At 60.4% G+C, this 26,550-nt stretch carries 18 protein-coding genes; 15 read left to right on the top strand and 3 right to left on the bottom strand.

From position 1 onward, the window contains the following. Positions 1 to 75: 75 nt before the first annotated feature. The 3 genes from GA0061101_RS11405 (at position 76) to GA0061101_RS11395 (ending at position 5,401) form a co-directional block, all read left to right on the top strand. On the top strand, positions 76 to 3,702 hold the full coding sequence (locus GA0061101_RS11405; protein ID WP_051963313.1) for a hydantoinase B/oxoprolinase family protein: 3,627 nt from the start codon (positions 76 to 78) through the stop codon (positions 3,700 to 3,702). Between the two features lie 51 nt (positions 3,703 to 3,753). Continuing rightward, positions 3,754 to 4,281 (top strand): winged helix DNA-binding protein, encoded by a 528-nt coding sequence (locus GA0061101_RS11400; RefSeq protein ID WP_037192840.1) that lies wholly within the window; start codon positions 3,754 to 3,756, stop codon positions 4,279 to 4,281. Positions 4,282 to 4,570: 289 nt separating this feature from the next. Further along, positions 4,571 to 5,401 carry an MBL fold metallo-hydrolase gene (locus GA0061101_RS11395; RefSeq protein ID WP_037192838.1) on the top strand — a complete coding sequence of 277 codons (831 nt, stop codon included), beginning with the start codon at positions 4,571 to 4,573 and terminating at the stop codon, positions 5,399 to 5,401. Between the two features lie 36 nt (positions 5,402 to 5,437). On the opposite strand, the gene GA0061101_RS11390 is transcribed toward GA0061101_RS11395, so the two are convergent. Next, on the bottom strand, positions 5,438 to 6,184 hold the full coding sequence (locus GA0061101_RS11390; RefSeq protein WP_037192836.1) for a polysaccharide deacetylase family protein: 747 nt from the start codon (positions 6,182 to 6,184) through the stop codon (positions 5,438 to 5,440). Beyond that, positions 6,174 to 7,277 carry a glycosyltransferase family 4 protein gene (locus tag GA0061101_RS11385; RefSeq protein ID WP_037192834.1) on the bottom strand — a complete coding sequence of 368 codons (1,104 nt, stop codon included), beginning with the start codon at positions 7,275 to 7,277 and terminating at the stop codon, positions 6,174 to 6,176. Before GA0061101_RS11385 ends, GA0061101_RS11390 begins: the two co-directional genes overlap by 11 nt. 198 nt (positions 7,278 to 7,475) lie before the next feature. Here GA0061101_RS11385 and GA0061101_RS11380 point away from each other — a divergent pair, with 198 nt between their 5' ends. Both GA0061101_RS11380 and GA0061101_RS11375 read left to right on the top strand, forming a co-directional pair. Continuing rightward, the gene (locus GA0061101_RS11380; protein ID WP_037192831.1) at positions 7,476 to 9,200 is read left to right on the top strand and encodes an adenylate/guanylate cyclase domain-containing protein; all 1,725 of its coding nucleotides are present in this window, start codon (positions 7,476 to 7,478) and stop codon (positions 9,198 to 9,200) included. Positions 9,201 to 9,284: 84 nt separating this feature from the next. After that, positions 9,285 to 10,163, top strand: coding sequence for an FkbM family methyltransferase (locus GA0061101_RS11375; protein ID WP_092573590.1), 879 nt, complete (start codon positions 9,285 to 9,287; stop codon positions 10,161 to 10,163). Positions 10,164 to 10,165: 2 nt separating this feature from the next. On the opposite strand, the gene GA0061101_RS11370 is transcribed toward GA0061101_RS11375, so the two are convergent. After that, a complete protein-coding gene (locus GA0061101_RS11370; protein WP_037192824.1) occupies positions 10,166 to 10,645 on the bottom strand; it encodes a class I SAM-dependent methyltransferase in 480 nt (159 codons plus the stop codon). A 146-nt stretch (positions 10,646 to 10,791) separates the two neighbouring features. On the opposite strand from GA0061101_RS11370, the gene GA0061101_RS11365 reads away from it, so the two are divergent. From GA0061101_RS11365 to GA0061101_RS11320, 10 genes are all read left to right on the top strand, one after another. Next, positions 10,792 to 11,967, top strand: a complete 1,176-nt coding sequence (locus GA0061101_RS11365; RefSeq protein WP_037192821.1) for a DUF3095 domain-containing protein — start codon at positions 10,792 to 10,794, stop codon at positions 11,965 to 11,967. Positions 11,968 to 12,368: 401 nt separating this feature from the next. Beyond that, positions 12,369 to 13,706: an adenylate/guanylate cyclase domain-containing protein gene (locus GA0061101_RS11360; RefSeq protein WP_037192818.1), complete on the top strand. Its 1,338-nt coding sequence runs from the start codon at positions 12,369 to 12,371 to the stop codon at positions 13,704 to 13,706. 161 nt (positions 13,707 to 13,867) lie between these two features. Further along, on the top strand, positions 13,868 to 15,781 hold the full coding sequence (locus GA0061101_RS11355; protein WP_037192815.1) for an ABC transporter ATP-binding protein: 1,914 nt from the start codon (positions 13,868 to 13,870) through the stop codon (positions 15,779 to 15,781). Further along, entirely contained in the window at positions 15,775 to 17,691 is a 1,917-nt protein-coding gene (locus GA0061101_RS11350) for an ABC transporter substrate-binding protein (protein ID WP_037192813.1), read from the top strand. Before GA0061101_RS11355 ends, GA0061101_RS11350 begins: the two co-directional genes overlap by 7 nt. After that, on the top strand, positions 17,684 to 18,682 hold the full coding sequence (locus tag GA0061101_RS11345) for an ABC transporter permease (RefSeq protein ID WP_037192811.1): 999 nt from the start codon (positions 17,684 to 17,686) through the stop codon (positions 18,680 to 18,682). The genes GA0061101_RS11350 and GA0061101_RS11345 overlap by 8 nt, the downstream gene beginning before the upstream one ends. After that, positions 18,679 to 19,854, top strand: coding sequence for an ABC transporter permease (locus tag GA0061101_RS11340; protein WP_092573589.1), 1,176 nt, complete (start codon positions 18,679 to 18,681; stop codon positions 19,852 to 19,854). The genes GA0061101_RS11345 and GA0061101_RS11340 overlap by 4 nt, the downstream gene beginning before the upstream one ends. A gap of 102 nt (positions 19,855 to 19,956) precedes the next feature. Further along, positions 19,957 to 21,171: a glycosyltransferase family protein gene (locus tag GA0061101_RS11335; protein WP_037192805.1), complete on the top strand. Its 1,215-nt coding sequence runs from the start codon at positions 19,957 to 19,959 to the stop codon at positions 21,169 to 21,171. 11 nt (positions 21,172 to 21,182) lie between these two features. Further along, on the top strand, positions 21,183 to 22,448 hold the full coding sequence (locus GA0061101_RS11330) for a glycosyltransferase family 4 protein (RefSeq protein WP_197072733.1): 1,266 nt from the start codon (positions 21,183 to 21,185) through the stop codon (positions 22,446 to 22,448). Further along, positions 22,430 to 23,590: a glycosyltransferase family protein gene (locus GA0061101_RS11325; RefSeq protein ID WP_245297464.1), complete on the top strand. Its 1,161-nt coding sequence runs from the start codon at positions 22,430 to 22,432 to the stop codon at positions 23,588 to 23,590. The genes GA0061101_RS11330 and GA0061101_RS11325 overlap by 19 nt, the downstream gene beginning before the upstream one ends. 236 nt (positions 23,591 to 23,826) lie before the next feature. Beyond that, complete coding sequence (locus GA0061101_RS11320; RefSeq protein ID WP_037192801.1) at positions 23,827 to 26,541, top strand: ABC transporter ATP-binding protein; 2,715 nt, start codon at positions 23,827 to 23,829, stop codon at positions 26,539 to 26,541. The last annotated feature ends 9 nt before the right edge of the window (positions 26,542 to 26,550 follow it).

Here is a 26,550-nt window from a genome sequence, read left to right as displayed (position 1 = left end):
CATGTTGACGACAAAACGTTGATAATTTAACGATATATTGTTATCGTTATAGGCGTCGTTCTGCTGGAGGCGGATTTGTCGGAGAACATTTCGGGTCGTTGGGATTTCTGGATCGATCGCGGCGGCACCTTTACCGACGTCGTCGGGCGCGACCCATCTGGTGTTCTCCATGCCCGCAAGGTTCTGTCGGAAAATCCCGATGCTTATCGCGACGCCGCCGTTCACGGCATTCGCCTGCATCTCGGTCTTGGAAAGGGCGATCCGATCCCCGCCGATACGATCGGCGAAGTGCGCATGGGCACCACGGTTGCCACCAACGCGCTTCTCGAGCGCAAGGGCGAGCGCCTGGCTCTCGTAACGACGAAGGGTTTTCGTGACGCGCTGCGCATCGGCTATCAGGAGCGCAAGAAGATTTTCGCGACCGAGATCGTCAAGCCGGAAGCGCTTTACGAAGAGGTCGTCGAGATCGAGGAGCGTGTGCTGGCCGATGGCACGGTCGAACTGGTTCTTGATGAGAAGGCGGCGGAAGCGGCGTTGCGTGAGCTTCTTGCTAGGGGTTACCGCTCGCTCGCGATCGTCTTCATGCATGCCTACAAATTTCCCGCGCATGAGGCGGCGGTTGCTCGGATCGCTCGGTCTATCGGCTTCGACCAGGTTTCCGTCAGCCACGAAGTGTCGCCGCTGATCAAGCTTGTCGGCCGGGGTGACACAGCCGTTATCGATGCCTATCTGTCGCCGGTGCTCGGACGCTATATCGGCCAGGTCTGCGACGAGCTCGATGTCGCGCGCACCGGCGCGCGCGTCATGTTCATGATGTCATCCGGCGGTTTGACGGCAGCCGATATGTTCCAGGGCAAGGACGCTATTCTGTCCGGCCCGGCCGGCGGTGTCGTCGGCCTTGCGAAAACCGGCGAGCAGGCCGGATTTACCAACGTCATCGGCTTCGACATGGGTGGCACCTCGACGGATGTCGCCCATTTCGACGGCGAGTATGAGCGCGCCTTCGAAACGGAAGTGGCCGGCGTGCGCGTGCGTGCGCCGATGATGCTGATCCATACGGTGGCCGCCGGCGGCGGCTCGATCCTGCATTTCGATGGCGACCGCTTCCGCGTCGGTCCGGATTCGGCAGGCGCCTTTCCGGGGCCTGCCTGCTATCGCAACGGCGGGCCGCTGGCGGTGACCGACGCCAATGTCATGGCTGGCAAGCTGTTGCCGGAGTTCTTCCCGTCGATCTTCGGCCCCAATCAGGATCAGCCGCTCGATGTCGATACGGTGCGCGGCAAGTTCGCCGAGCTTGCCGCCCGGATCGGCGATGGCCGCAGCCCGCAAGATGTCGCCGACGGCTTTATTCGCATCGCCGTTGCCAACATGGTCGAAGCGATCAAGAAGATCTCAGTGCAGCGCGGTTATGATGTGACGCGTTATGCCCTCAACTGCTTTGGTGGCGCCGGCGGACAGCATGCCTGCCTGGTTGCCGATGCGCTCGGCATGAAGAGCATTCTCCTGCATCCGATGTCCGGCCTTCTGTCCGCCTATGGCATGGGGCTTGCCGACATCCGGGCAACGCGCCAGAAGGCGCTCGGCGTTCCCCTTGATGAGGCAGCACCCGCAGCCATCGCCGCACTTGGTAGCGAACTGCGTGGGGAATGCGTGCCCGAGCTCGAAGCGCAGGGTGTCCCCGCAAACGAAATCAAGACGGTCCAGCGCGCCCATATCCGTTACGCCGGTACCGACACCATACTGGCGGTCGAAACGACATTTCCCGAAATCGATGATCCCGCGCGCCTGCGCCGCGAGTTCGAGACACTGCACAAGCGCCGCTTCGGCTTCGTTGCCGAGGGCAAGCCGTTGGTCGTCGAGGCAGTGGAGATCGAGACCATCGGCGGTGCTGCCGCCGATATCGCGGTCCAGCGCAACGAGACTGGCACAGGTGAAGCAGAAGCGGCAAGGCGCGCGATCTTCTATTCCGGCGGCGCAAGCCATGATGCCGCGGTCGTGCTGCGCCAGGCGATCGTGCCCGGCCAGACTGTCACCGGCCCGGCCATCATCATCGAGCCGAACCAGACGATCGTTATCGAGGATGGCTGGCAGGCGCAGCTGACTGCCAAAGATCATATCGTCCTCAAGCGCATCAAGGCCCTGCCGGAGCGCAGCGCCATCGGCACCAAGGCCGATCCGGTGATGCTGGAGATCTTCAACAATCTTTTCATGTCGATCGCCGAGCAGATGGGCATGACGCTGCAGAACACCGCCTATTCCGTCAACATCAAGGAACGGTTGGATTTCTCCTGTGCCGTCTTCGACGCCGAAGGCAATCTCGTCGCCAATGCGCCGCATATGCCCGTGCATCTGGGCTCCATGGATGCGTCGGTCGCAACCGCGATCCGTGAAAACCCCGTTATCCATCCGGGCGACGTGTTCCTGATCAATGCGCCCTATAATGGCGGCACGCATCTGCCTGATCTCACCGTCTGCACGCCCGTCTTCGACGATGTCGGCGAGAAGATCCGCTTCTGGGTCGCCAGCCGCGGCCATCACGCCGATATCGGCGGCATCTCGCCGGGTTCGATGTCGCCGCTCGCGACCCATATCGAGGAAGAGGGCGTCTACATCGACAATTTCAAACTGCTCGATCGGGGGCGGTTCTGCGAGGAGGAGCTGGCGAAGCTTCTCACGGGCGCGCGCTATCCTGTGCGCACGCTCGCCCAGAACGTCAACGATCTGAAGGCCCAGGTTGCCGCCAACGAGAAGGGCGTCGCCGAGCTCAAGAAGATGATCGTCCACTTCGGCGAAGAGGTTGTCGATGCCTATATGGGGCATGTCCAGGACAACGCCGCCGAAAGCGTGCGACGCGTTCTCGACCGCCTTCCGGATGGTGAATTCAGCTATGAGATGGATCAGGGCTGCAAGATCGTCGTCAAGATCTCGATCGACAAGGACAAGCGCGAGGCGACGGTGGATTTCACCGGCACGTCTGCGCAGCGTGCCGATAATTTCAACGCCCCGCAGCCGGTGACGCGGGCTGCCGTGCTCTATGTCTTCCGCGTTCTGGTCGAAGCCGATATCCCGATGAATGCCGGTTGCCTCAGGCCGATCCGGATCGTCATTCCCGAAGGCACGATGCTGACGCCGAAATATCCGGCTGCCGTCGTCGCCGGCAATGTCGAGGTGAGCCAGGCCGTGACCAACTGCCTGTTCGGCGCGGTCGAGGCGCTTGCGGCCGCTCAAGGCACCATGAACAACCTCACCTTCGGCAACGATGTCTATCAATATTACGAGACGATCTGCTCCGGCGCGCCGGCCGGCCCCGGCTTCGATGGCGCCGATGCGGTGCACACGCATATGACCAATTCGCGTCTTACCGATCCCGAGATTCTCGAGACGCGCTTCCCTGTTGTGCTCGAGGACTTCCACATCCGCCCCAACTCGGGTGGGCGAGGCAAGTGGAATTCCGGCAACGGCACGCAGCGCACCATCCGCACCCGCGAAAAGCTGGAATTCGCCGTACTGTCAGGCCATCGCCGCGTAGCGCCCTTCGGCATAAAGGGGGGCGAGCCGGGCCAGACCGGGCGCAACTATGTCAGGCGCAATGACGGTACGGTCGAGGAACTGATCGGCTCTGCCCATACGGTGCTCGAGGCCGGCGAAGCGTTCACCGTCGTTACTCCCACGGGCGGCGGCTATGGAAAGCGGGACGAATAGACGCGTTGCCAAGTCTGTAGTGCCTTGATCCGGATCGGAAGGAGTTCTCTGGTGACGTCTGAGGAAAAGAGTAGACCGCGTGAACTGATCGTATCGTCTGCGCATCTTGCGGACGGCAGTTCGCCTGCCTTGTCCGAGCTCGAATACGGATCGATCCTGTTTTCCCATGCGTTCAATCGGTGGCTAGTGCGTTGCATGGCGGCCGCCGGCATCCCCGGCCTTTCGCCGGTCGAGATCCTGATCATCCATTCCGTGCGGCACCGTGACAGGCCGAAGACGCTCGCTGATCTGTGTCTTGTGCTCGATATCGAAGACACCCATGTCGCCAACTACGCCATCAAGAAGCTGGAGGCGGCCGGTCTCGTCAAGAGCGGCAAGGTCGGCAAGGAAAAGACCATCCGGGTAACCGATAAGGGCCTGGACGCCTTGGCGCGTTACACCGAAATCCGCGAGCGTCTGTTGGTGGAGGCCACCAAGGTCTCCGGCCTGTCGCAGGATGGCCTTTCCGATATCGCCTCGCATCTCAGGGCGCTGTCTGGCTACTATGAGCAGGCGGCACGGTCGGCTGCCACGCTGTAAGGATGGCAAGGAGGACGAAAGTCCCTTGCGAGCTCTCGCGCTCCATCGCGAACCGATACCTGCCAGGACGCCGCACCGATATGCAAGTAACGGGGTCTTATCTATTTTGTCATGACATACCTATATTAGGTCTGTGCGATCCGTTGGCGAATGTTCGCCAGATGATCTGCATCGACCGAACGATGGGATCCAGTTTTTTACCAGCGCACGACTTTTGGAAATTGCTGGCTTCGCACGATAGCAAAAGTGTGCTTTTTTTGACGGAAAGGGGAATGGTGTAAAAACTTCCATGAACAACGATAGTTTCGAGCTGAAATTCTGGGGCGTGCGGGGGAGTATACCCGTATCTGGACCGGAATTTGAGCGTTACGGCGGGAATACATCCTGCATCGAGTTGCGGCATGACGGCAGGCATATCCTATTCGACGCCGGCACCGGGTTACGCGAAGCGGCGGTGTCGCTTGCAAAAGAAGGGGTCCGCAACATCGATCTCTTTTTCACCCATTCGCATTACGACCACATTATCGGCCTGCCCTTCTTCAATGCGATCTATGATCCGAGGGTGAGCGTCGATCTTTGGTCGGGCCATCTGGCCGGCAAGACGACGACGCGGCAGCTGATCGGCCAGTTCATGCGGCCGCCCTGGTTCCCGGTCGAGCCCGACATCTGTCGTGCCGCGATGAATTTTCGCGATTTCGCCGCTGGCGATACGCTGAAGCCTCATCCGGGCATCGTCATCCATACGGTCCGGCTGAACCATCCCGGCGGTTGCATCGGTTACCGCATCGAATGGTCCGGTCGCGTCATCGCCATGGTCTACGATACCGAGCACCATAACGGGTATCTCGACGAGGCCGCGCTATCCCTGATGGCCGATGCCGATCTCGCGATCTATGACACGACCTATACGGAAGCGGAGATGCCGAAGCATCTGGGCTTTGGGCATTCCACCTGGCAGGAAGGCGTCAAGCTCGCCAAGAAGGCCGGTGTCAAACGACTGGCCCTGTTTCATCATGCACCGGCGCGCGCGGATCGCGAGCTGGACGAGATGCAGCGCGACGCGCAGAAGAGCTTTCCAGGCGCCTTCGCCGCTTTCGACGGACAATCGCTGCAGCTCTAAGGCGCCGTTGCAGCGGCTTCGTTCGGGGCGGAGCCGCTAACTTAAGAAATTGCCGACCGGCCGCCACTCGATGGCGGCGTGGCCGGCCGTTTCCTCGAACAGCGCCTCGACGAAACCCCAGGCGACGTCGTCATGCACCAGATGATGCGTCATCACGCCAATCGGCTCGTCATTGCCGTCGAAGCGATTCTTCAGTTCTTCTACCAAGCGTCCGATCAATCCGGCATGCGGGAGGCCGCCGCGCACGCCGTGCCAATTCATGATGTCGATATGGGTGTTGACCAGGGTGATCGGCGCCTGCTTTGCCAACCCGAAGACAGACACCGCGCGATAGCCGAAGGGGCTAAGCTCCGGCAGCAGCGCGTCGTCGATACGGTTCCACGGCGGCACCAGCATGGGGAGAAACTGCGAGGGATAGAGCGCCTTCAGCTTGTCGAAGCCGCGATGCAGTTCGTCGAGCACGATCGCCTGCGGGCGATGCAGGCCGAGCTCCTGTTTCTTTGTTTCATCCGGAGCATAGTTCTGGTGCGTCCAGCCGTGCACGGTGACAGTGACACGGCTCTGGCTCGCCAGGCGTTCCGCCAGCGGCTCTCCGGTCGGCCCCGGGATGACGGCCAATGCCATCGGCACGTCGAAACGATCCGAAAGCGACAGCAGCCGGTCAAGCGCGGGGGTCGGTTCGATGGCGTCGTCGTCGCGGAACCAGAATTTCGCCTTTCGCCCGGCCGCGGTCCAACGCCGCAACTCGTCGCGCAAGGGCTGCCAATCGGCTCTATCGCTCATAATAGGTATCTCCCAGATGCTTTCGAAGAATGATTTCAAGCCGCTTTGCCGCCGCGCTCAAAGAGCGCTCCCTGTGAACGAATCCATGCGCTGCCTCTGCCATGATCCGCCGCTGCTCCTCGTCGTTCAGAAGCTGTGCGATGGCATCGGCATAGGCCTTCAGGTCGCCCGCCGGTGTCAGCAGCCCGGTAATACCGTCCATCACCACTTCCGGCACGCCCGCCGTTGCCTGCGCGACCACGGGCAGCCCGGCCGCCTGCGCTTCGAGATAGGCCAGGCCATAGGCTTCGTTGCAGCCGGGCCAGACGTAGATCCCGGCAGTCGCAAGCTCCGCCGCGATCTCCGGCGTCGAGCGCTCTCCGAGCCACGTTATGCGGTCTCCGTCGAAGGTGGAAAACAGTGCCGTTACTTCCGCACGCATCGGCCCGTCGCCGATGACGGTCAGTGTCCAGTCATGATCGCGGATCAGTTTGAGCGCCTCGGCCAGCATGACGTAGCTGTCGAATTTGTCGCCGCGCCGCAGCATTGCAACGGTGATCAGCCTGTTGGAGGCAGAGGCACCCCTGGGCGACCCGAAAGGCGTTGCATCGATGAAGGGCAGAAAGCGTTCGTATCTGCCATCCGGTATTGCGTCGACGAGGCCGATCCGATCCCGCTCGGTGAAGCACAGATTGACGGCCGCCGACCGCACGGCATCGGCGATCAGACGCTGGTTTTCGCCCCAGCCGTTGTCGTCATGGCGTCTGGAATAGGAGGCCTCGGCGGTGACGTAGGGGATGCCGAATTGCCGGGAGACCGGCGGGCCGATGAGATCGGGCGTCTTGTAATAGGGGTGATAGGTAAACCAGAGATCGGGCGGCGATTCGCTGTGTGATCGGCCGAGCAATCGCGTCACCTCGCCCTCGGCCTGTCGGGCGATCTCCGCACGCAATCCCGCTTCCGGGGTCGGGGTGAAGCTGCGCAGTTCGGAGGCGACATCGACCTGGTGTCCCGCCATCCTGAGAACTGTCATGATCTGCCGCGCCATCAACCTATCGCCCGAGGGCACCGGGTGGTCGGGTGATTTCAACGGGGCGTAGAATGCGATCTTCATGGTGCCGGTAGGGGTTGACGATTAAGTGATGGTAAAAGCCTGAATTGTGAGAGGATTGCCCGAATTCCGACCGGTTGCGTGACAATAAAATCCCTGCTTCAAAAAGCCGCATCCTCGACAGCATGCGGCTCTGCAGCTAGATGATAGGCGATAACCGTTTTCGCTTCTGTTGTGAACGGATAATATACATTGGGTTTGATGACTATCGAGGCAAGAAAGCCAATCATTTCCGACCGTCTCGTGCGAAAGTTCCGCCTTGGCTCCGGCTTGATCGTTTTTACTTTCGTGATCATGCATCTGGCCAATCACTCCCTCGGGTTGATTTCTCTCGGCACCGCCGAGCGTGCACAGCATTGGTTCATGACCGTCTGGCGCAATCCGGTTGGAACCGTGCTTCTCTATGGTGCGCTGCTGGTGCACATCCTGCTTGTGCTGAGGCTTCTTTATCGGCGTCGCACGCTCGTCATGCCGGCTGGCGAAGCGTTTCAGATCGTCACAGGTCTGCTGGTGCCGCTCCTTTTGATCGATCACATCGTTGCCACGCGTATCGTGCATGATGTTTACGGCTATCACGATACGTATAAGGCGATAGTCCACAGCCTATGGCTGACAACGCCCGCCAATGGCCTGCGCCAGTCATTCCTGCTGATCATCGTCTGGGTTCATGGTTGTATCGGCGTTCATTTCTGGCTGCGCTATCGCCCCTGGTATACGGCGGTTGGCCCTGTCCTCTTGTCCTTCGCCATCGTTCTTCCGGTTCTCGCCCTGCTTGGCTTCGCGGCGATGGGCAAGACCGTAGCGTATGAAGCAGCCGAGGAGGACGAGCGCGGTTATGCTGGCGGCTATTACAGCGACATGCGAAGCTTTGGCGAGAAGGGCTCCGTACCGGGCAGCCAGATGGCCGATGCCCTGTGGCCTTACCGCGCCGCATTCTACGGTGCCTTCAGCCTGTCGATCGTCGGTCTCTTCGGTTTTCGCGCTCACCGCAGATTGCGCGAGCGGCAATATCAGGTCGCCATCCGCTATGCGGGCGGCGAGGTCGTGCATGCGCCGCGTGGTTTCAGCGTGCTCGAGGCAAGCCGCCTCGGCGGCATTCCGCATTATTCCGTTTGCGGCGGTAAGGGCCAATGCTCCACCTGCCGCGTGCAGATCATCGAGGGCGCCGAAAATCTGCCGCCGCCGGAGGCACTGGAGCAGAAGACGCTGAACCGCATCGGCGCCACTCCGGATATCCGTCTCGCCTGCCAGTTGCGCCCGACCGGAAACGTCAGCGTCGTGCCGCTTCTGACGCCGATGGCCGAAGCGACGATGCCGGTCTACAGCCAAACCGCCAGCCCGGGCCGTGAGCGCGAGATCGTCGTGTTCTTCTGCGATCTGCGCCATTTCACCGCGCTGACGGAAGCGCGCCTTCCCTTCGACATCGTCTTCCTGCTCAACCGCTATTTCGCCATCGTCGGTCGCATCATCGAGGAGAATGGCGGCCGGATGGACAAGTTCATCGGCGACGGTGCCATGGCTCTGTTCGGCCTGCGTACGACACCGAAGGAAGCGAACCGTCAGGCTTTGAAAGCGGCGGCGGCGATCGTCCGGGAAATCGACAAGCTCAGCGCGGAGCTGGCGGATGAGTTGGCCGCGCCGCTGGAGATCGCCATCGGCATCCACGCTGGTTCGGCGGTGGTTGGCTCAATGGGATATGGCAGTGTGAAGAACGTGACGGCGATCGGCGATACGGTCAATGTCGCCAGCCGCCTCGAAAGCGTTGCCAAGGAATTCAACAGCACGCTGGTCTTTTCGGAGCCGGTGGCCCAGCTCTCCGAGGTCGATATCACAGGCGTCGAAAGCCGTGAGATTGCCGTTCGCGGCCGCGGCGAGCCTTTGCGGGTCTATATCGTTTCGAAAGAAGCGAGCAGCCGCTTTGCCTGATTTTTCGAGCCGCCTCGCCGACAGCCTCGCGCTGCTCGACGCCCCGGTTTGCAACGGGAAAGCCGTGGTGTAGGGATTGCACCCATGTTCGACCACAATATCCTCACGAGAAAATACTGGCGGCGCGCCTTTCGCAGGAAGCGCGACGCGATCGCCACGCGCCTCTTCGACACGCGCCTTGGCCGCGATATCCTCATCAGTGCGCTCGGCCCGCGCGTCAAGACGATGACGGTGGACTGCGGCGATCATGTCTTAAGTTTTTCGCCGGCCGACTACATTGGCCGCAAGGTCTTTCGCAAAGGGCATTTCGAGCGCGATCATGTCGACCGGCTGCTGAGCGTGCTGCGCGAGCGCGGCCTTTTGCACAAGGGAAAGGTCCTGTTGGAGCTTGGCGGCAATATCGGCACGCAGACCTGCTATTTTGCCCTTAGCGGTGCCTACGACCGCATCGTCACCGTCGAGCCCGATCCGCGCAATTTTCGCCTGTTGTCCGCCAATATCGCCGACAACGGCTTTCAGGAGATGGTGACTGCGGTCAATTGCGCCGCCGGTGACCGCGGCGGGCAGCTCGACTTCTATCTGAACCACAAGAACCATGGCAAAAGCAGCGCCTTGCGCCAAAGCGCAAGCGACGAGAAGATTTTGGTTCCCGTCCGTCCGGTCGCCGATATTCTTGCGCAGGCCGAAGCCGACCCCACCGATGTCGGGTTGATCTGGATGGATATCGAAGGCTACGAGCCCGTCGCCTGCCGATCGATGCAGGCACTGATGGCCCGCAAGGTGCCGCTCTATATGGAATTCACGCCGGCTTTCTACGGCAAGGACCAGACCAAGGCCTTCATTGCGGACCTGGCCGGTCACTATAGCGAGTGCCTGGCCTTCTTCGAAGACCGCGAGCAAGTCATGAAGGTGGTCGATCTGCCGACTGAAGGCGACCAGTTCGATGTTCTCTTTTTGCGTTGAAGCTATTTGCGCCGATAGATGAAATAGCGTCCTTCCTTGACGCTGTCGGGCAGGGGCAGCGCTTCGAGATCGGAGTGGTCGAGGGGCAGGCCGCTGACCGCAAGCCCGCCTGAGACAAGCACGCCGGCCATGGTCTGGGGCAGCCATGTCAACGTCACAGCATCCTTGTCTTCGTAGCCGGTGCCGATATCGGCATGGGCAAGCGAGGCGCCTGCGCCGATGAAATCCGTGGCAGTATCCTTGATTTCACCCAGGATGAGGTCGCTGGCCGTCGGCATGGACGGGCCGTAGGCGTTGATCGCCCGGTCGAAGGCGATGATGCGGCGATCGGGGAAAAGCTCGCGAAGATGGTCGAAGGTGCGGCCATTGCCGAGGCCCAGTTCCAGCACTGGACCATCGAGCGCTCTGACCTCGTCGGCAACGGCATTGAGGATGTCGCGTTGCGCACTCAGGCGGCGAATGAAACTATCCAGGCGGCTCATCGTATCTGTCTTATCCTTGGCTTTTGGGTGCCTCTTACCTAGTCGACGTAGCACGGCCAGCATTGCCGCGTCGACCGTCGACTGGCTTTTCGGCGTGTTTGCTGTAGGGATAGATTGTCGCGGCGCTCGTGAAAGGGGGAACCGTCATGGCCGAACCATCCAACGATGATTTCTTTCATAAATTGACGGGTTTCACTCGTTTCGAGGGCGTTACCGACAGCGCCAACTACCGACCCCTTCCGGATGGCTGGTTGCTGGCGGTCGCGGATATCGTCAGCTCGACCAAGGCCATTGCCTCCGGTCACTACAAATCCGTCAACATGGCCGGCGCCAGCGTGATTTCCGCTGTGCTCAACGCGTTGGACAAGGGCGACTATCCCTTCGTTTTCGGTGGCGATGGCGCCTTGGTCGCCATACCGCCATCGGGAGAAGCGCGGGTGCGGCAGGCGCTTGCAGCGGTGCGGGCGTGGGTCAAGGAAGAGTTGCAGCTCGATCTGCGCACGGCGCTCGTACCCATGTCGGCCGTTCGTGGCGAGGGGCTGGACGTTATGGTCGCTCGTTTCAATCCGAGCGAGTATGTCTCCTACGCCATGTTCTTCGGTGGCGGCACGAGCTGGGCGGAAAGGCAGATGAAGGCGGGAAATTTCATCGTCGAGGCGGCAGCAGCGGAGGCGCGACCGGACCTCACAGGCCTGTCCTGTCGTTGGAATCCGATCAAGGCCCATAATGGCGAGATCGTTTCGATCATCGCGGTCCCCGGCAATAGCGGCAACAGCGCGAAATTCCAGCAGCTCGTCGCAGATATCATCGCCATTTCCAGAGAGCAAAGCCGTGACGCCCATCCCGTGCCGGTCGAGGGACCGACGCCGTCGCTGATCTTCGACGGTGCCGACATCGAGGCGCGTGCCTCGGCTGCGCCCGCCGATCGCTGGCGCCGCAAGATTGCTGTTGCCCTGCAGATCGTTGCCGTTTACATCCTCGACAAGTTCGGGCTCCGTGTGGCGACTTTTGACGCCAAGGTCTACAGGCGCGATCTCGCCGCGAACTCCGATTTTCGTAAGTTTGACGATGGCCTGAAGATGACCATCGATGTCGATGCGGCGCAGCTCTCGCGCATCGAGGCGCGTCTGCGTCAAGCCGAGGCCGAAGGCATCTGCCGCTACGGGCTGCATCGCCAGGACAGTGCTCTGATGACCTGCTTCGTGCCAACGCCGCTGATGCGTGATCATATGCATTTCATCGATGGCGCCAGTGGCGGCTATGCAATGGCGGCCATGGCGTTGCGAGGCAAGCAACCATCCGAACTTGCAGCCGGCGAATGATTCCGGCCGCGCGCGGCGATAGCAGGTCCTGCTGCCGCGTTTGCATGCCGAGCATGTCAGCGCGACAGTGATTTTATCGGCCCATGTCGGTCTCGCCCATTGTTTGAGCCGCATTTTCGCCCTATCTGAAGGGGAACAAAACGAGAGTCGGTAGTTTTGCCGGCTGTCTTCTGCTGCACCTTTATGCGTCTGGCGCGAGGGAAAAAGTGCAGCCAAATCTTTTATGGCGCCGGCGCTATCCAGAGTTTCTGGGGGAGAGCGCCGTCGTCTGTCGCATAATTATTTCATCCGACCTCAGCCGATGGGCCGGTGTTGCTGCTGGCGATCAGCCCGCAGTATATGGCGTCCGGCGTATTGCCGGGGCGGAGCATTGGGAATCGCAAGGATAGGCCGCGGAAAAAATGACCGTTCATTCTACTGTTTCCGATATTCTTCTCGACAAGGTTGCTGAATGGTTGACCCAGGCGGCGCTGACGGGCGAGAATCTGGAGAGCATCGTTCGCGGTTTCTGCGAGCGCATGGCGGCTTCCGGCCTTCCGGTCGCGCGCGTGCATCTGACCTTTTCGATGTTGCATCCCCTCTATGACGCGCTTGGCTTCACCTGGCGTCGGGCCGGCGGATTGACGATCGAGGGCTACCGGCATGTGAACGACAAGCCGGAACGCTTCATGCAGAGCCCCTATTACTATCTTCTGTCCAACGGTCTCCTGCACCTGCGCCGCCGGATCGACACCGACGGTCCTCTGGAGTTTCCGGTTTTCGAGGACCTGCGCAAGGAGAAGGTGACGGACTACCTGGCCTTCGTGCAGACCTTCGGCGCCGGCTCAGTCCAGGGCATGATGGGGTCCTGGTCGACAGACAGCGTCGGCGGCTTCAGCGAAGAGATGATCGGCGCGCTGATGCGCATGCAGAACCATCTTGCCATGGCCGCCAAGATGGCGGTTCTCGGCAAACTCGCCAACAACATGCTGACCACCTATCTCGGTGGCGATGCCGGCAAACGCGTGCTCAACGGCCAGATCCGCCGCGGCGACGGCGAGACGATCCGTGCAGCACTGGTCATGGGGGACATGCGGCAATCGACCGTCTATGCCGAAAAGGAAGGGCGGCAGGCCTATATCGATACGCTGAACGAATTCTTCGATGCCATTGCCGCGCCGTTCAACCGCAACGGCGGCGAAATCCTGAGCTTTCTCGGCGATGGATTTCTCGCCGTCTATCCCTGCGGACGGCATAAGGATCCGTCCAAAGTCGCCTGCGAGGCGGCGCTGTCGGCGGTGTTCGAGGCCCAGCGCCGCGTTGCCGCGCTGAACAAGGATCGTCAGGCTCGCAGCCTGAGCGAAGTGCGCTATGGCATCGGCCTGCATGTCGGCAACGTTATGTTCGGCAATGTCGGGCTGAAGGATCGCCTCACCTTCTCGGCCTTCGGTGCCGCCGTCAACGAAGTGGAACGGTTGCAGTCCCTCACCAAGAAATATGGGACCGAAGTGGTCGCGAGCCAGGCATTCTCCGGCTACACCGGCAGCGAATGGGGCACGCTCGGCGAAGAGAAGCTAAGAGGCGTGCGCCAGCGCTTCACCGTCGTTTCCCCGAAGGCCAGCACCATTGCCAACGGCACGACGGAGATCTTCCATGATGCGACAATCGATGCCTTGTCCGAGGCCGAGCAGGTCATTCTGCTGCACAGGGATGCCAAGAAGTTCGAAAGCCGTCTTCAAGTCGAAAAGCTCGCTCCATGATCTCCGCGGCTGGCTAGGTCAGCACAAGCCGATACATCACTGGAAACACGACAGTTTTTTAACAGTCTCGCCAGCACTTTGACCAGCTAGACACCCGTTATGGCCTACGTTAGTGTGCCGTATAAGGCCACAAAGGTCATGTGAGCGGGAAGCAATTTGGTATGGCGTCTGAGACTGATCTGCTGCGTATTGAGAACCTCGACGTCTCGTTCTCGCTTTATGGGGACAAACTGCGTGTCGTCAAAAATGCCAATCTGAGGGTGCTTCCCGGCAAGGTCACGGCCTTGGTCGGCGAATCCGGCTCCGGCAAGTCGATCATCAGTCAGTCGATCATGGGAATCCTCCCGAATGCGGCGCAGGCAACCGGCCGCATTCTCTTTACCGATCCGCTCGACCGCCAGACCACCGATCTCCTTCAGCTACCGCGCGATGGCATTGCGATGCGCAAGCTGCGCGGCGCGCGCATGGCCACTATCTTTCAGGAGCCGATGACCTCGCTGTCGCCGCTGCACACCGTCGGCAACCAGATCAGCGAAGCGCTTCGCATCCACACCCCAGGAATCAGCTGGGCCGAGCAGCGCGAGAAGACCGAGGAAATGCTGAGCCTTGTCGGCTTCCAGGATCCCTTCCACACCTTCGACCGCTATCCTTTCGAGCTCTCGGGCGGCATGCGTCAGCGTGCGATGATCGCCATGGCGCTGATCTGCAATCCGGCCCTGCTGATTGCCGACGAGCCGACGACGGCGTTGGACGTCACCATCCAGGCGCAGATCCTCGGCCTGCTGCGCAATCTTCAGCAGACCTTCAACATGGCGATGCTTTTGATCACCCATGATCTCGGCGTCGTTGCCAACATGGCCGACGAGGTGGTCGTCATCTATCACGGCGAGATCATGGAGGCAGGGCCTGTCGAGACGATCTTCCGCCAGCCGCAGCATCGCTATCTGAAGGCTTTGATGGCAGCAGTGCCGCATTTCGACATGAAGCCAGGCGAACGGCTGAAATCCCTGCGGGACGTTCCCGTCAATCTCGGCACCTTCTCCGGCAAGAAGAAGCTCATCAGCGGCGGTTCGAGCACGGCCGGCAAGGCAGCACCCGAGATCCTGCTCAGCGTGCGCAATCTGACCAAGACCTATGGCACGAAGGCCGGCGGGCTGTTCGGCCGGCGGGATGGCACGAAGTTCCGCGCTGTTGATGACGTCAGTTTCGATATCCGCCGCGGCGAGTGTCTGGGCCTTGTCGGCGAGAGCGGCTGCGGCAAGACGACGGTGAGCAAGATCCTCATGCGGGCCGTCACAGCAGACAGCGGATCGGTCAGCTTCAACGGTGGCGACGGCCAGATCGATGTGCTCGCCGCCAAGGGCGATGCGCTGATGGACCTGCGCACAAAGATACAGATGGTTTTCCAGGATCCGGTTTCGTCTCTTTCGCCGCGCATGACGATCCGCAATATTTTGAGCGAACCCTTGGAGATCCACGGGCATGGCGATAGCGCCGACCGCAAGGAGAAGGTCAAGGCGTTGATGCAGGCGATCGGGCTCGATAAGCATTATCTGAGCCGTTATCCCCACAGCTTTTCCGGGGGACAGCGCCAGCGTATCGGCATCGCACGCGCCCTGGCTCTTGGGCCGCAACTCCTAATCCTGGATGAGCCCGTTTCGGCGCTCGACGTTTCGGTGCAGGCGCAGATCCTCAATCTTCTCAAGGATTTGCAAAGGGGACTTGGGCTTACCTATCTGTTCATCTCGCACAATCTCGCCGTGGTCGACTATATGGCCGATCGCATCGCGGTCATGGCGCGAGGTCGCATCGTCGAAATCGCGCCGCGCGAAATCATCCTCCGCGAACCCGTCCATCCCTACACCCGCTCGCTGCTTGCGGCCGTCCCATTCCCCGATCTCGACCGGCCGCTCAATTTCTCCGCCCTGAACAGCGAGGGTCCGGCCGCCAGACAGAAATGGGGGCCGCAATTCTCGGAGGGAGCGGATGGGGAGCTTGCCTATGCGGATCTCGGCGGCGGCCATTTCGTTCGCGCTCGCCGCGGCGTCGACGTTCAGGAGTTGCGCACGTGGTAACTCGTCGAACCTTCCTTGGCCTATTGGCCTCTACCGTACTGCCGCAGCCTCTTATGGCGGCGGATGTCGACAACGAGCCGGATTATCTCGCCGATTGGCTGAGGGCCGGCCAGATGCCGCATCTTGCCAAGCGCCTGCCGAAATTTCCGCGCATTGTCAGCGTCGCCGCCATGGGTGGTACGCCGGGCCGCTATGGCGGTTCCGTGCGCACCATCATCGGCAGCCAGAACGATATCCGCTTCATGACGATCTATGGCTATGCCCGCCTTGTCGGGTATGACCGCACCCTGTCGCTCCAGCCGGATATTCTCGAGTCCTTTTCCGCGGTCAACGATACGGTCTTCACCTTCAAGCTGCGTGACGGGCACAAATGGTCTGATGGCCATCCCCTGACGTCGAACGATTTCCGCTATTGGTGGGAAGATGTCATCCTCAACAAGCAGCTGACGCCCGGCGGCGGCGCTCTGGAATTGCGCCCGCACGGCAACCTGCCGCGTTTCGAGGTGCTCGACGAGCTGACGGTACGCTATTCCTGGGACGATCCCAATCCGGATTTCCTGCCGAGCCTGGCCGCGCCGCAGCCTCTCGTCATTCTCGGCCCCGGCCATTATCTGAAGCAGTTCCACAAGAAATATCAGGACAGCATTCGTCTTTCTTCGCTGATACAGGAAAACCGGGTGAAGAAATGGCAGGATCTCCATATCAAGATGGGCCGGGCCTATCGGCCCGAGAATCCCAATCTGCCGGTGCTGGACCCTTGGCGAAACACGACGCCGCCGCCGGCCGAGCAGTTCGTCTTCGAGCGCAATCCCTATTTCCACCGCGTCGATGAAAACGGCCGGCAGCTGCCCTATATCGACCGTTTCATCCTGAACATCAGCTCGTCGGCAATCATTGCCGCCAAGACCGGTGCGGGTGAAAGCGATCTGCAGGCGACCGGGATCGACTTCAACGACTATACCTTCCTGAAGGATGCGGAGAAGCGTTATCCGATCAAGGTCAATCTATGGAAAATGGCGCGCGGTTCGCGCGTTGCGCTGTTTCCGAACCTGAACAGCGCCGATCCGGTCTGGCGGGATGTTCTTCGCGACGTGAGAGTGCGCCGGGCGCTGTCGCTGGCGATCGATCGCCATGAGATCAACATGGCTGTCTTCTACGGCCTCGGGACGGAAAGTGCCGACACTATTCTGCCGGACAGCCCCCTCTACAAACCGGAATATGCCTCGGCCTGGATCTCCCATGATCCGGATCAGGCCAATGCGTTGCTCGATGCGGCTGGTCTCGACAAGCGTGACGAGGATGGCACGCGCTTTTTGCCGGACGGCCGGCGAATGGAGATCACCGTGGAGACGCCCGGCGAAAGCACGCTGGATTCCGACGTTCTGGAGCTGGTCACCGATCATTGGCGCAAGGTCGGCATCGCGCTTTATACCCGCGTGTCGCAGCGCGATATCTTTCGCAGCCGCGCCATGGGCGGCCGGATTCTGATGTCACTTTGGTACGGCCTCGACAATGGCGTGCCCACGGCCGACATGAATCCCGGCGAACTCGCACCGACCATGGACGACCAGATGCAATGGCCGCTCTGGGGCATGTACTATCTGTCGCGTCAGACCCAGGGGGCGGCGCCCGACGTGGCGGAAGCAGCAAAATTGGTCAAACTGCTTGGCGAATGGGAAACGGCAGCCTCCTCCTTCGAGCGCGCCGAGATCTGGCACCAGATGCTGGCGATCTATAGCGATCAGGTTTTCTCCATCGGCCTGATCAATGCCACGCTCCAGCCGATCGTGCATTCGGCGCGCATGCAGAATGTGCCCGAAAAAGCGCTCTATGGTTTCGATCCAACCTGTTATCTCGGCGTCTACATGCCGGATACCTTCTGGATGAAGGAGGATCGACCCAATGCTTAAGTATATTATCTGGCGTATCGCGGTGATGATCCCGACATTGCTCGTGATCTCGATGCTGGTTTTTACCATCATCCAGTTGCCGCCGGGCGATTTCTTCGAAAGCCAGATTGCCGAGTTGCGCGCTCAGGGCGAAACTGCAAACCTGCAGGAAATAGAGGATCTCCGCCACGAATACGGGCTCGACCGGCCGATCGCGGTGCAATATGTCCGTTGGGTCGCCGGCATGCTGCATGGCAATTTCGGCTATTCCTTCGAATATCAGCTGCCGGTATCGGATGTGGTCGGCGACCGGTTGTGGCTGACCATCCTCGTGTCGATGACGACGATCCTTCTGACGTGGCTGATCGCCTTCCCGATCGGCATCTATTCCGCCACCCATCAGTACAGTTGGGGCGACTACGGCCTCACCTTCCTCGGGCTGCTCGGCATCGCCATTCCGAATTTCATGCTGGCGCTGATCCTGATGTATTTCGCCAATGTCTGGTTCGGTGTGTCCATCGGCCATCTGATGGATCAGAAATATCTGTCGCAGCCGATGAGCTGGGAAAAGGCGCGCTCGATCCTCTCGCATCTCTGGATTCCGGTTATCATCGTCGGCACGGCCGGGACGGCCGGCATGATCCGCCGTCTTCGCGCCAACCTGCTTGACGAGATGCAGAAGCAATATGTCATCACCGCGCGCGCCAAGGGTCTGCATCCTTTGAGGGCGCTGGTGAAATATCCGCTGCGCATGGCGTTGAACTTCTTCGTCGCCGATATCGGTTCGATCCTGCCGTCAATCATCTCGGGCGCGGAAATCACCGCCATTGTTCTGTCGCTTGAAACGACGGGTCCGATGCTGATCAGGGCGTTGCAGAGCCAGGACATGTATCTTGCCGGCTCATTCCTGATGTTTCTGGCCTTCCTCAACGTTATCGGGGTGCTGATCTCCGATATCGCCCTCGGCTTTCTCGATCCGCGCATCCGCTTGCAAGGCAGGAGCACAAAGTGACCGCACCCCTGCCGCGCCCCGGGGCGCCCCTCGAACATTATGTCTCGAAGGCGGATTTCGATCCGGACCAGTTCGAAGCCATGTCCGCCGGCCAGACGCGCTATTATCTGGCCTCGCAGAAGCGTCTCATGTGGTGGAAGTTCAAGAAGCACAAGCTTGCACTTGCATCAGGTATTTTCCTGCTGCTGTTCTACGGCATGATCGTGATTGCGGAATTCCTCGCGCCCTATGGGCTTCACACGCGAAACGTCGATTATATCCATTCGCCACCGCAGGCGATTCACCTCTTCAATAAAGGCGAGTTCGTCGGTCCATTCGTCTATGGTCGCAAGATGGCGCTCGATATCGATACGCTGCGCCGGAACTACACCGAGAATCCCGCCGACGTGCAGCCGATCCGCTTCTTCTGTCGTGGCGATGCCTACCCCTTCTGGGGGCTGTTGGATTCGAACTTTCATCTGGTTTGCCCGGCCGTCGGTGGACAGATGTATCTGCTTGGGACCGACCGGCTGGGTCGCGACGTGTTGTCGCGCATCATCTATGGCGCGCGCATCTCCCTAACGATCGGGCTGATCGGCATCTCCGTCAGCTTCGTGCTCGGTATCATCATCGGCGGCTTGGCCGGTTATCATGGCGGTCTGTTCGATCTGCTGGTGCAGCGGGTGATCGAAATCCTTCAGTCACTGCCGAGCCTGCCGCTCTGGATGGCGCTTGCCGCGATCATGCCGGTGAGCTGGAGCCCGATCCTCATCTATTTCGGCATCACCATCATCCTTGGCATTCTCGACTGGACAGGGCTTGCGCGCGCCGTGCGCTCCAAGCTTCTATCGTTGCGCGAGGAGGACTATGTGCTGGCCGCGCAGCTGATGGGTGCGCCCACCCGGCGCATCATCGGTCGCCACCTCGTGCCCGGGTTCATGTCGCATCTGATTGCCACCGCGACCATTTCCGTTCCAAGCATGATTCTCGGCGAAACGGCGCTGAGCTTCCTGGGGCTGGGCCTTCGCCCTCCGATCACCAGCTGGGGGATTCTTTTGACTGAAGCTCGGAGCGTCAGCGTGATTGCCTTCTATCCATGGCTTCTTTTCCCCATGGTTCCGGTAATTTTGGTCATTCTGGCGTTCAACTTTTTAGGAGACGGCTTGCGCGATGCCGCCGATCCCTACAAATAGCAGGGTGCAAGGCCAAGACAGGATTGCAATTCAAGGAGCGGCCGCGGTTGTTGTTTGCTGACAAGCCGCGTACATGACTTTAATCCCCTAGAGGTTTTGCCCATGAAGCGGCGCTTAGAAGATGCTCGAATCCTCATGTATAGCCACGACACGTTCGGTCTTGGTCATCTCAGACGATGCCGGACCATCGCGCATGCCCTTGTGGAGGACTATCGCGGGCTGAACGTGCTGATTATCTCCGGCGCGACGATCGCCGGTGCTTTCGACTATCGGTCGCGCGTCGATTTCGTCAAGGTACCGAGCGTCATCAAGCTGCGGGACGGCGAGTATACGTCGATGGCAAGTCACGTCGCTCTGCAGGAGACGCTGAAGATGCGGCAATCGATCATCCGCCATACGGCGGAGACCTTTCAGCCCGATGTCTTCATCGTCGACAAGGAGCCGATGGGGCTCAAGGGCGAGGTCGAGGAGACATTGACCTATCTTAAGGCACGCGGCACGACGCTCGTTTTGGGCATGCGCGACGTCATGGACGCCCCGCACCTGCTGGAGGCGGAGTGGAAGAAGAACAACGTCCTGCAGAAGATAGATCAGTACTACGATCGAGTGTGGGTTTACGGCCCGCCGGACTTTCACGACCCGCTCGTCGGTCTCGACGTGCCGGCGGGCGTGCGCCGGAAGATGGAGTTCGTTGGCTTTCTGCAGCGTAGCGTTTCATCGCTGGGGACGAAGTCGGAACACGTGCCCGACGAGGACTATATCCTGGTGACGACCGGTGGCGGCGGCGATGGCGCCGATCTGGTCGATGATGTCATCAGCGCCTTCGAGCAGGACAGCTCGCTCACGCACAGGACGCTGATCGTCCTTGGGCCCTATATGCCTGCCAAGGAGCGCAATCAGCTGCTGGAACGTGCAGGTAAGATCGCCTGTCTGCAGGTAATCGAGTTCGACAACAAGATGGAAGAGCTGATCGCCGGCGCCAAGGCCGTCGTCGCCATGGGTGGCTACAACACCTATTGCGAGATCCTGTCCTTCGACAAGCCGGCGCTGATCATTCCGCGCACGCGTCCGCGCGAGGAGCAGCTGATCCGCGCTCAGCGGGCAAGCGAGCTCGGTCTCGTCGACATGCTGCTGCCGGAGGAGTCTGCGGATCCCAAGCAGCTTGCCGCCGCCTTGAAGCGCTTGCCGACCCGCGCGCCGCCGTCGGCGAGCAGCAGCATCATGCGCCTGGAAGGGCTGGTGCATATTTCGCGCACCGTCGGCGAATGGTTCGATGATCGCGAGCGCTATACGCCGCTATCGATCGTTGCCGAATAGACCATCGGAACCTGTCGATGCGGAAAAAAATACTGGTGGTCCTCAAGGGCTACCCTCGCCTGTCGGAGACCTTCATCGCGCAGGAGCTGCTCGGCCTGGAGAGGGCGGGCTTCGACCTGACGCTGATTTCGATGCGAAAGCCGACGGACAAGAAGCGTCATCCCGTCCACGACGAGATCAAGGCGCGCGTGGTCTATCTGCCGGAATATCTGCACAACGAACCGCTCAGGGTGCTGCGTGCTTTCTTCGCCGGCATCGGCAAGCCCGGCTTCAAGCCGCTCTTGAAGCAGTTCTGGGCGGATCTCAAACGGGATATCACCCCCAACCGCTTTCGTCGCTTCGGCCAGGCATTGGTGCTGGCGCATGAGTGGCCCGACAACGGCGAGTGGCTGCATGCGCATTTCATCCACACGCCGGCCTCTGTTACCGCCTATGCCAGCATCATGACCGGCATTCCCTGGACCTGTTCGGCCCACGCCAAGGACATCTGGACATCGCCGGACTGGGAGCTTTCGGAAAAGCTCGGCCGGGCCCGCTGGACGGTGACCTGCACGCGCACCGGCTTCGACCATATGCGGGATCTGACCGATATGCGCGATAATGTCCATCTGAGCTATCACGGCCTGGACCTTGATCGCTTCGGTCCCTTTGCCGGCGAACATTCGGCGCGCGATGGTTCTGAGGTCTCAGACCCTGTCTTTGTTCTCAGCGTTGGTCGGGCTGTGGAGAAGAAGGGCTATGACGTGCTGCTGAAGGCGCTGGCGCTGTTGCCCGGTGATCTCAACTGGCGTTTCACCCATATTGGCGGTGGCGACGGGCTGGCGAAACTGAAGGAGCTCGCCGAAACGCTTGGCATAACCGACCGCATCACCTGGAAGGGCGCCTTGGCGCAGGAGGATGTGCTCGCGCATTATCGGCAGGCGGATATCTTCGCGCTGGCATGCCGCGTGGCGGCCGACGGCGATCGGGACGGCTTGCCGAATGTGCTGGTCGAGGCATCCAGCCAGCGCCTCGTCTGCCTCTCCACCAATATTTCCGGCGTTCCCGAGTTGCTGGAAGACGGCGAGAATGGCCTCGTCGTTCCACCGGAGAATCCACAGGCCCTTGCCGCGACATTGGAGCTTGCGATCCGCGATCCGGCGCTGCGCCACAGGCTCGGGGAAGCGGCGGAAAGGCGGGTGCGCGAGCATTTCGACTATCATGCCAGCATTCGGCAATTGACCGGGCTGTTCGAAGAGCAGTGGCAAAAGGAAGACCAATGGCGGAAATCCGCATGACGGCCGCGCATTCCCCTTCTCCGCGCGTGTTCTTCTACGTCCAGCATCTGCTTGGCATCGGCCATCTGGCGAGGGCCAGCCGTATCGCCAGCGCCATGGCTAGGGATGGCTGCCAGGTGACCGTCGTCACCGGTGGCGTTCCGGTCAACGGCTTTCCCGGTCAAGATGTGACATCCGTGACGCTGCCGCCGGTCGTTGCCAGCAGTGCCGGCTTTTCGGGCCTTGCAGACCAATCCGGCAACGCCGTCGACGAGACGTTTCTATCGAGGCGGCGTGATCTGTTGCTCGATGCCTTCAAGCAGGCTGCCCCGGACGTCGTCATCATCGAGGCCTTCCCCTTCGGTCGCAGGCAGATGCGCTTCGAACTGCTGCCGCTGCTCGATGCCATCGCCAAGGCCGATCCGAAGCCGAGGCTCTATACATCGGTGCGGGATATTCTGCAGCAGCAGAAAAAGCCCGGGCGCGACGAGGAGACGGTGGCGCTGCTTCGCGACCACTTCGACGGCGTTCTCGTCCACGGCGATCCTCATTTCGTTCGGCTGGAGGAGACCTTTCCGCTAACCGAAGCCATAGCCGACAAGATCGCCTATACGGGCCTCGTAGCCCCGATGCTGCCGGCTGAACCGGCAGAGATATTCGACATCGTCGTTTCCGCGGGTGGGGGTGCCGTCGGCCGCGACCTTATTCGCGCCTCGCTCGAGGCGGCAAGCCGGGTGGCAGTCGACCGGCGTTGGCTGCTGGTGACAGGGCCCAACCTGCCGGAGCGGGATTTCGCCGATCTCGCTGGGTACGCGCCCGGCAATGTCGAACTCATCCGTTTCCGCAAGGACTTCACTTCTCTTCTAAGAGGCGCGGAGCTGTCGATCTCGCAGGCCGGCTATAATACGGTCGGCGATCTTCTGGTAGCGGGCTGCCGCTCCATCCTGGTTCCCTTCACCACCGGCGGAGAGACCGAGCAGTCGGTCCGAGCCGAGCGCCTGGAGAAGCTGGGCCTGGCGCTTGCCCTGCCCGAAGCGGGATTGACGACGAAATTGCTCGTCGAGGCAATCGAGACGGCGCTGTCGCGGCCCAAGCCGCGCAGCCCCGATATCGACCTTAACGGCGCTGCAAAAACCTCCGCCATAATTCAAGGTATCGCGTGAGAAATGAAGTGCTGCGCTCGTGACCGCGCCCTGTCGTTTGTCCCCCTCGATTTCAGCAATGTTGTGATATAAATTGAAAAATCAATGAATCGGGAGGGGGCGTGGACGAAAGACCGGGCGGCGTCCCTTTTCACCATGGGGCCACGCATCCGCAACAAACTTATCCCGCATCTCTGCAACATCGGTGCCGGCACTTGCCGGTGCTGAGCGTTGAATTTGGAAGTCTGCAATAAGCGATGGAAAAAAGCCTAGCGCGTTATATTTGGTCGAACACCCGGCTGGAGCAGATCTGGATACTGCTGGTTGTCGCGGCCTCGATGATCCCTTACTTCCTGTCTTTCGATCTGCCAAAGCAGATCGTCAACGGGCCGATTCAGGGCAAGGGCTTCGAACATCCCGGCGATACGCAAACCTTCATGCATATCGCTTTCGACCCGCCTTTGATCGGGCATATCGAAGTGTTCCAGGGCCTGCAGCTTACCCGTATGTGGATGCTGGTAGCGTTGAGCCTGATATTCCTGGCGCTTGTCGTGCTCAACGGTCTCTTCAAGCTTTATATCAATACCTACAAGGGTCGGCTCGGAGAGCGCATGCTGCGCCGCATCCGCTTCGAACTCATCGATCGCGTGCTGCGATTCCCGCCGTTGCACTTCAAGCGGGTAAAGCCTGCCGAAATCGCGACCATGATCAAGGACGAGGTGGAGCCGATGGGCGGCTTCACGGGCGATGCCTTCGTGCAGCCAGCGCTTCTGGGCGGCCAGGCGGTCACCGCTCTCATCTTCATCATCATGCAGAATTTCTGGCTGGGCATGATCGCTGCCGCCATCGTCGCCGTGCAGGCGATCGTCATTCCACGCATGCGCAAGCGGTTATTGGAACTCGGCCGCCAGCGGCAGTTGACGGCGCGTGAACTTTCAGGCCGCGTCGGCGAAATCGTCGAAGGCATCGGCACCATCCACGCCAACGACACCACCAATCTGGAGCGCGCCGACATCGCGCAGCGGCTCGGCCTGATCTTCTCGATCCGCTACGATCTCTATCAATGGAAGTTTATGGTGAAATTCATCAACAACTTCCTGGCCCAGGTCACCCCGTTCCTGTTTTACCTGATCGGCGGCTTCCTGGCGTTGCAGGGTCGGTTGGATATCGGCCAGCTGGTTGCGGTAATCAACGCCTACAAGGATCTGCCCGGGCCCCTGAAGGAGCTGATCGACTGGGACCAGTCGCGCCAGGACGTTCAGGTCAAGTACAATCAGGTGGTCGAGCAGTTCAGCGTCGAAAACCTGATCGATCCGAAGATTCAGGTCGTCTCCCACGCACCCGCGGGCCGCATAACGCATTCCCTGGTCGCGACCAATCTGACCGTTGTCGATGACAGCGGCGCGCGCGTGCTCGATCATGTTTCGGTGGAGATCCAGCCGGGTGAGAGGGTGGCGATCGTCGGCGAGAGTGGTGCCGGCGGCGAATATCTTGCCGAGGCGTTCGGCCGCCTGGTCTGGCCAGATACCGGCCGCGTCAGCATCGATGGCCGGGACCTACTGGAATTGCCGGAATCGTTGATCGGGCGGCGCATCGCCTATGCGTCCTCGGAGACTTTTTTCTTCCATGGCACCCTGCGCAGCAATCTGCTCTACGGTCTGAAGCATGCGCCCCTGATCCCGCCAACTTATGACGAAGAGACGGCCAGCAGGGTCAAGTGGCAGATGATCGAGGCTCGGCGTTCTGCCAACCCGGAGCTGGATCTCAACAGCGATTGGGTCGACTATGCCGCGGCCGGTGCTACCGGGCCGCACGACATCTATTCGGTCATCCGCCCCGTTCTCGATACGGTAGCCATGTCTCAGGACATCTTCGACATGGCGCTGCGTTCGAATGTCGATACGGCGGCGCACGGGGAGCTGACATCGCGGATCGTCGAACTGCGACAAGCATTGCGGCTGGCGCTCCATGAGGAGAAGCTCGAAGAGCTCGTCGTTCCCTTCCAGTTCGACGCCTATAACTTGCAGGCGACAGTCGGCGAAAATATGGTGTTCGGCACGTTGAAGCGGCCGCAGATGACCAATCGCAAGCTTGCCGCTCATCCCTATTTCCAGAAAGTATTCTCCGAGACCGGGCTTGTTTCCGATCTCTACGATATGGGCCTTGAGATTGCTGAGAACGCCGTTGAACTCTTCACCGACCTGCCACCGGATCACCCCTTCTTCCAGCAGCTGACCTTCATGACGGCGGAAGACATTCCGACTTACGAGGCGCTGCTGCAGAAGCTCAACGGCAAGGGCTACGAGGCCGCTACGGCCGACGAGCGCGCGGCGATCATCCGCCTCAGTTTCTCCTATATCGAACCGCGTCACCGCTTCGGTCTTCTGACGCAGATGCTCATGGAAAAGATCGTCGGCGCGCGTTCCAAGTTCTATGAGAACATTCCGGCGGATCTTGCCAGCGTGATCGAGCGCTACGATGCCGAGCGCTTCACCGCTTCCGCGACCTTGATGGATAATGTTCTGTTCGGCCGTATCGCGCATCAGCAGGCCAATGCGCCTGAGCGGATTCATCGCATCATGTACGATGTTTTCGGGCGTCTGGGCATGCATGACAGCGTCTTGTCGATCGGCCTCGATTTCGATGTCGGCTCGGGCGGCAAGCGACTGACGAACGTGCAGCGACAGAAACTCAATCTCGGTCGCGCGCTTTTGAAGCGGGCGGATTACATTATTTGCAATCGGCCGCTGCCGGCGCTCGACCACCGCGTCCAGGACCAGATTGCAAGGAGCATGTTGAGCGAGCTTGATCGGAACGAATATGCGCCGGCGATCGTTTGGGTTCTGTCTAACCCGAGTTTTGCCGAGTTGTTCGATCGTGTGCTGGTCTTCAACCACGGCAGTCTTGTCGAAAGCGGCTCCAGTACCGATCTTTTAGAGAAAAACGGTATGTTCAAAGAACTGTTATCGTAATATTCTATC

Source organism: Martinezella lusitana (assembly GCF_900094565.1).
In the GTDB taxonomy this organism is placed as follows: Bacteria; Pseudomonadota; Alphaproteobacteria; order Rhizobiales; family Rhizobiaceae; genus Rhizobium; species Rhizobium lusitanum.
Note: the sequence above shows the minus strand (reverse complement) of the source record. Positions and strands in the feature narration are given on the sequence as shown.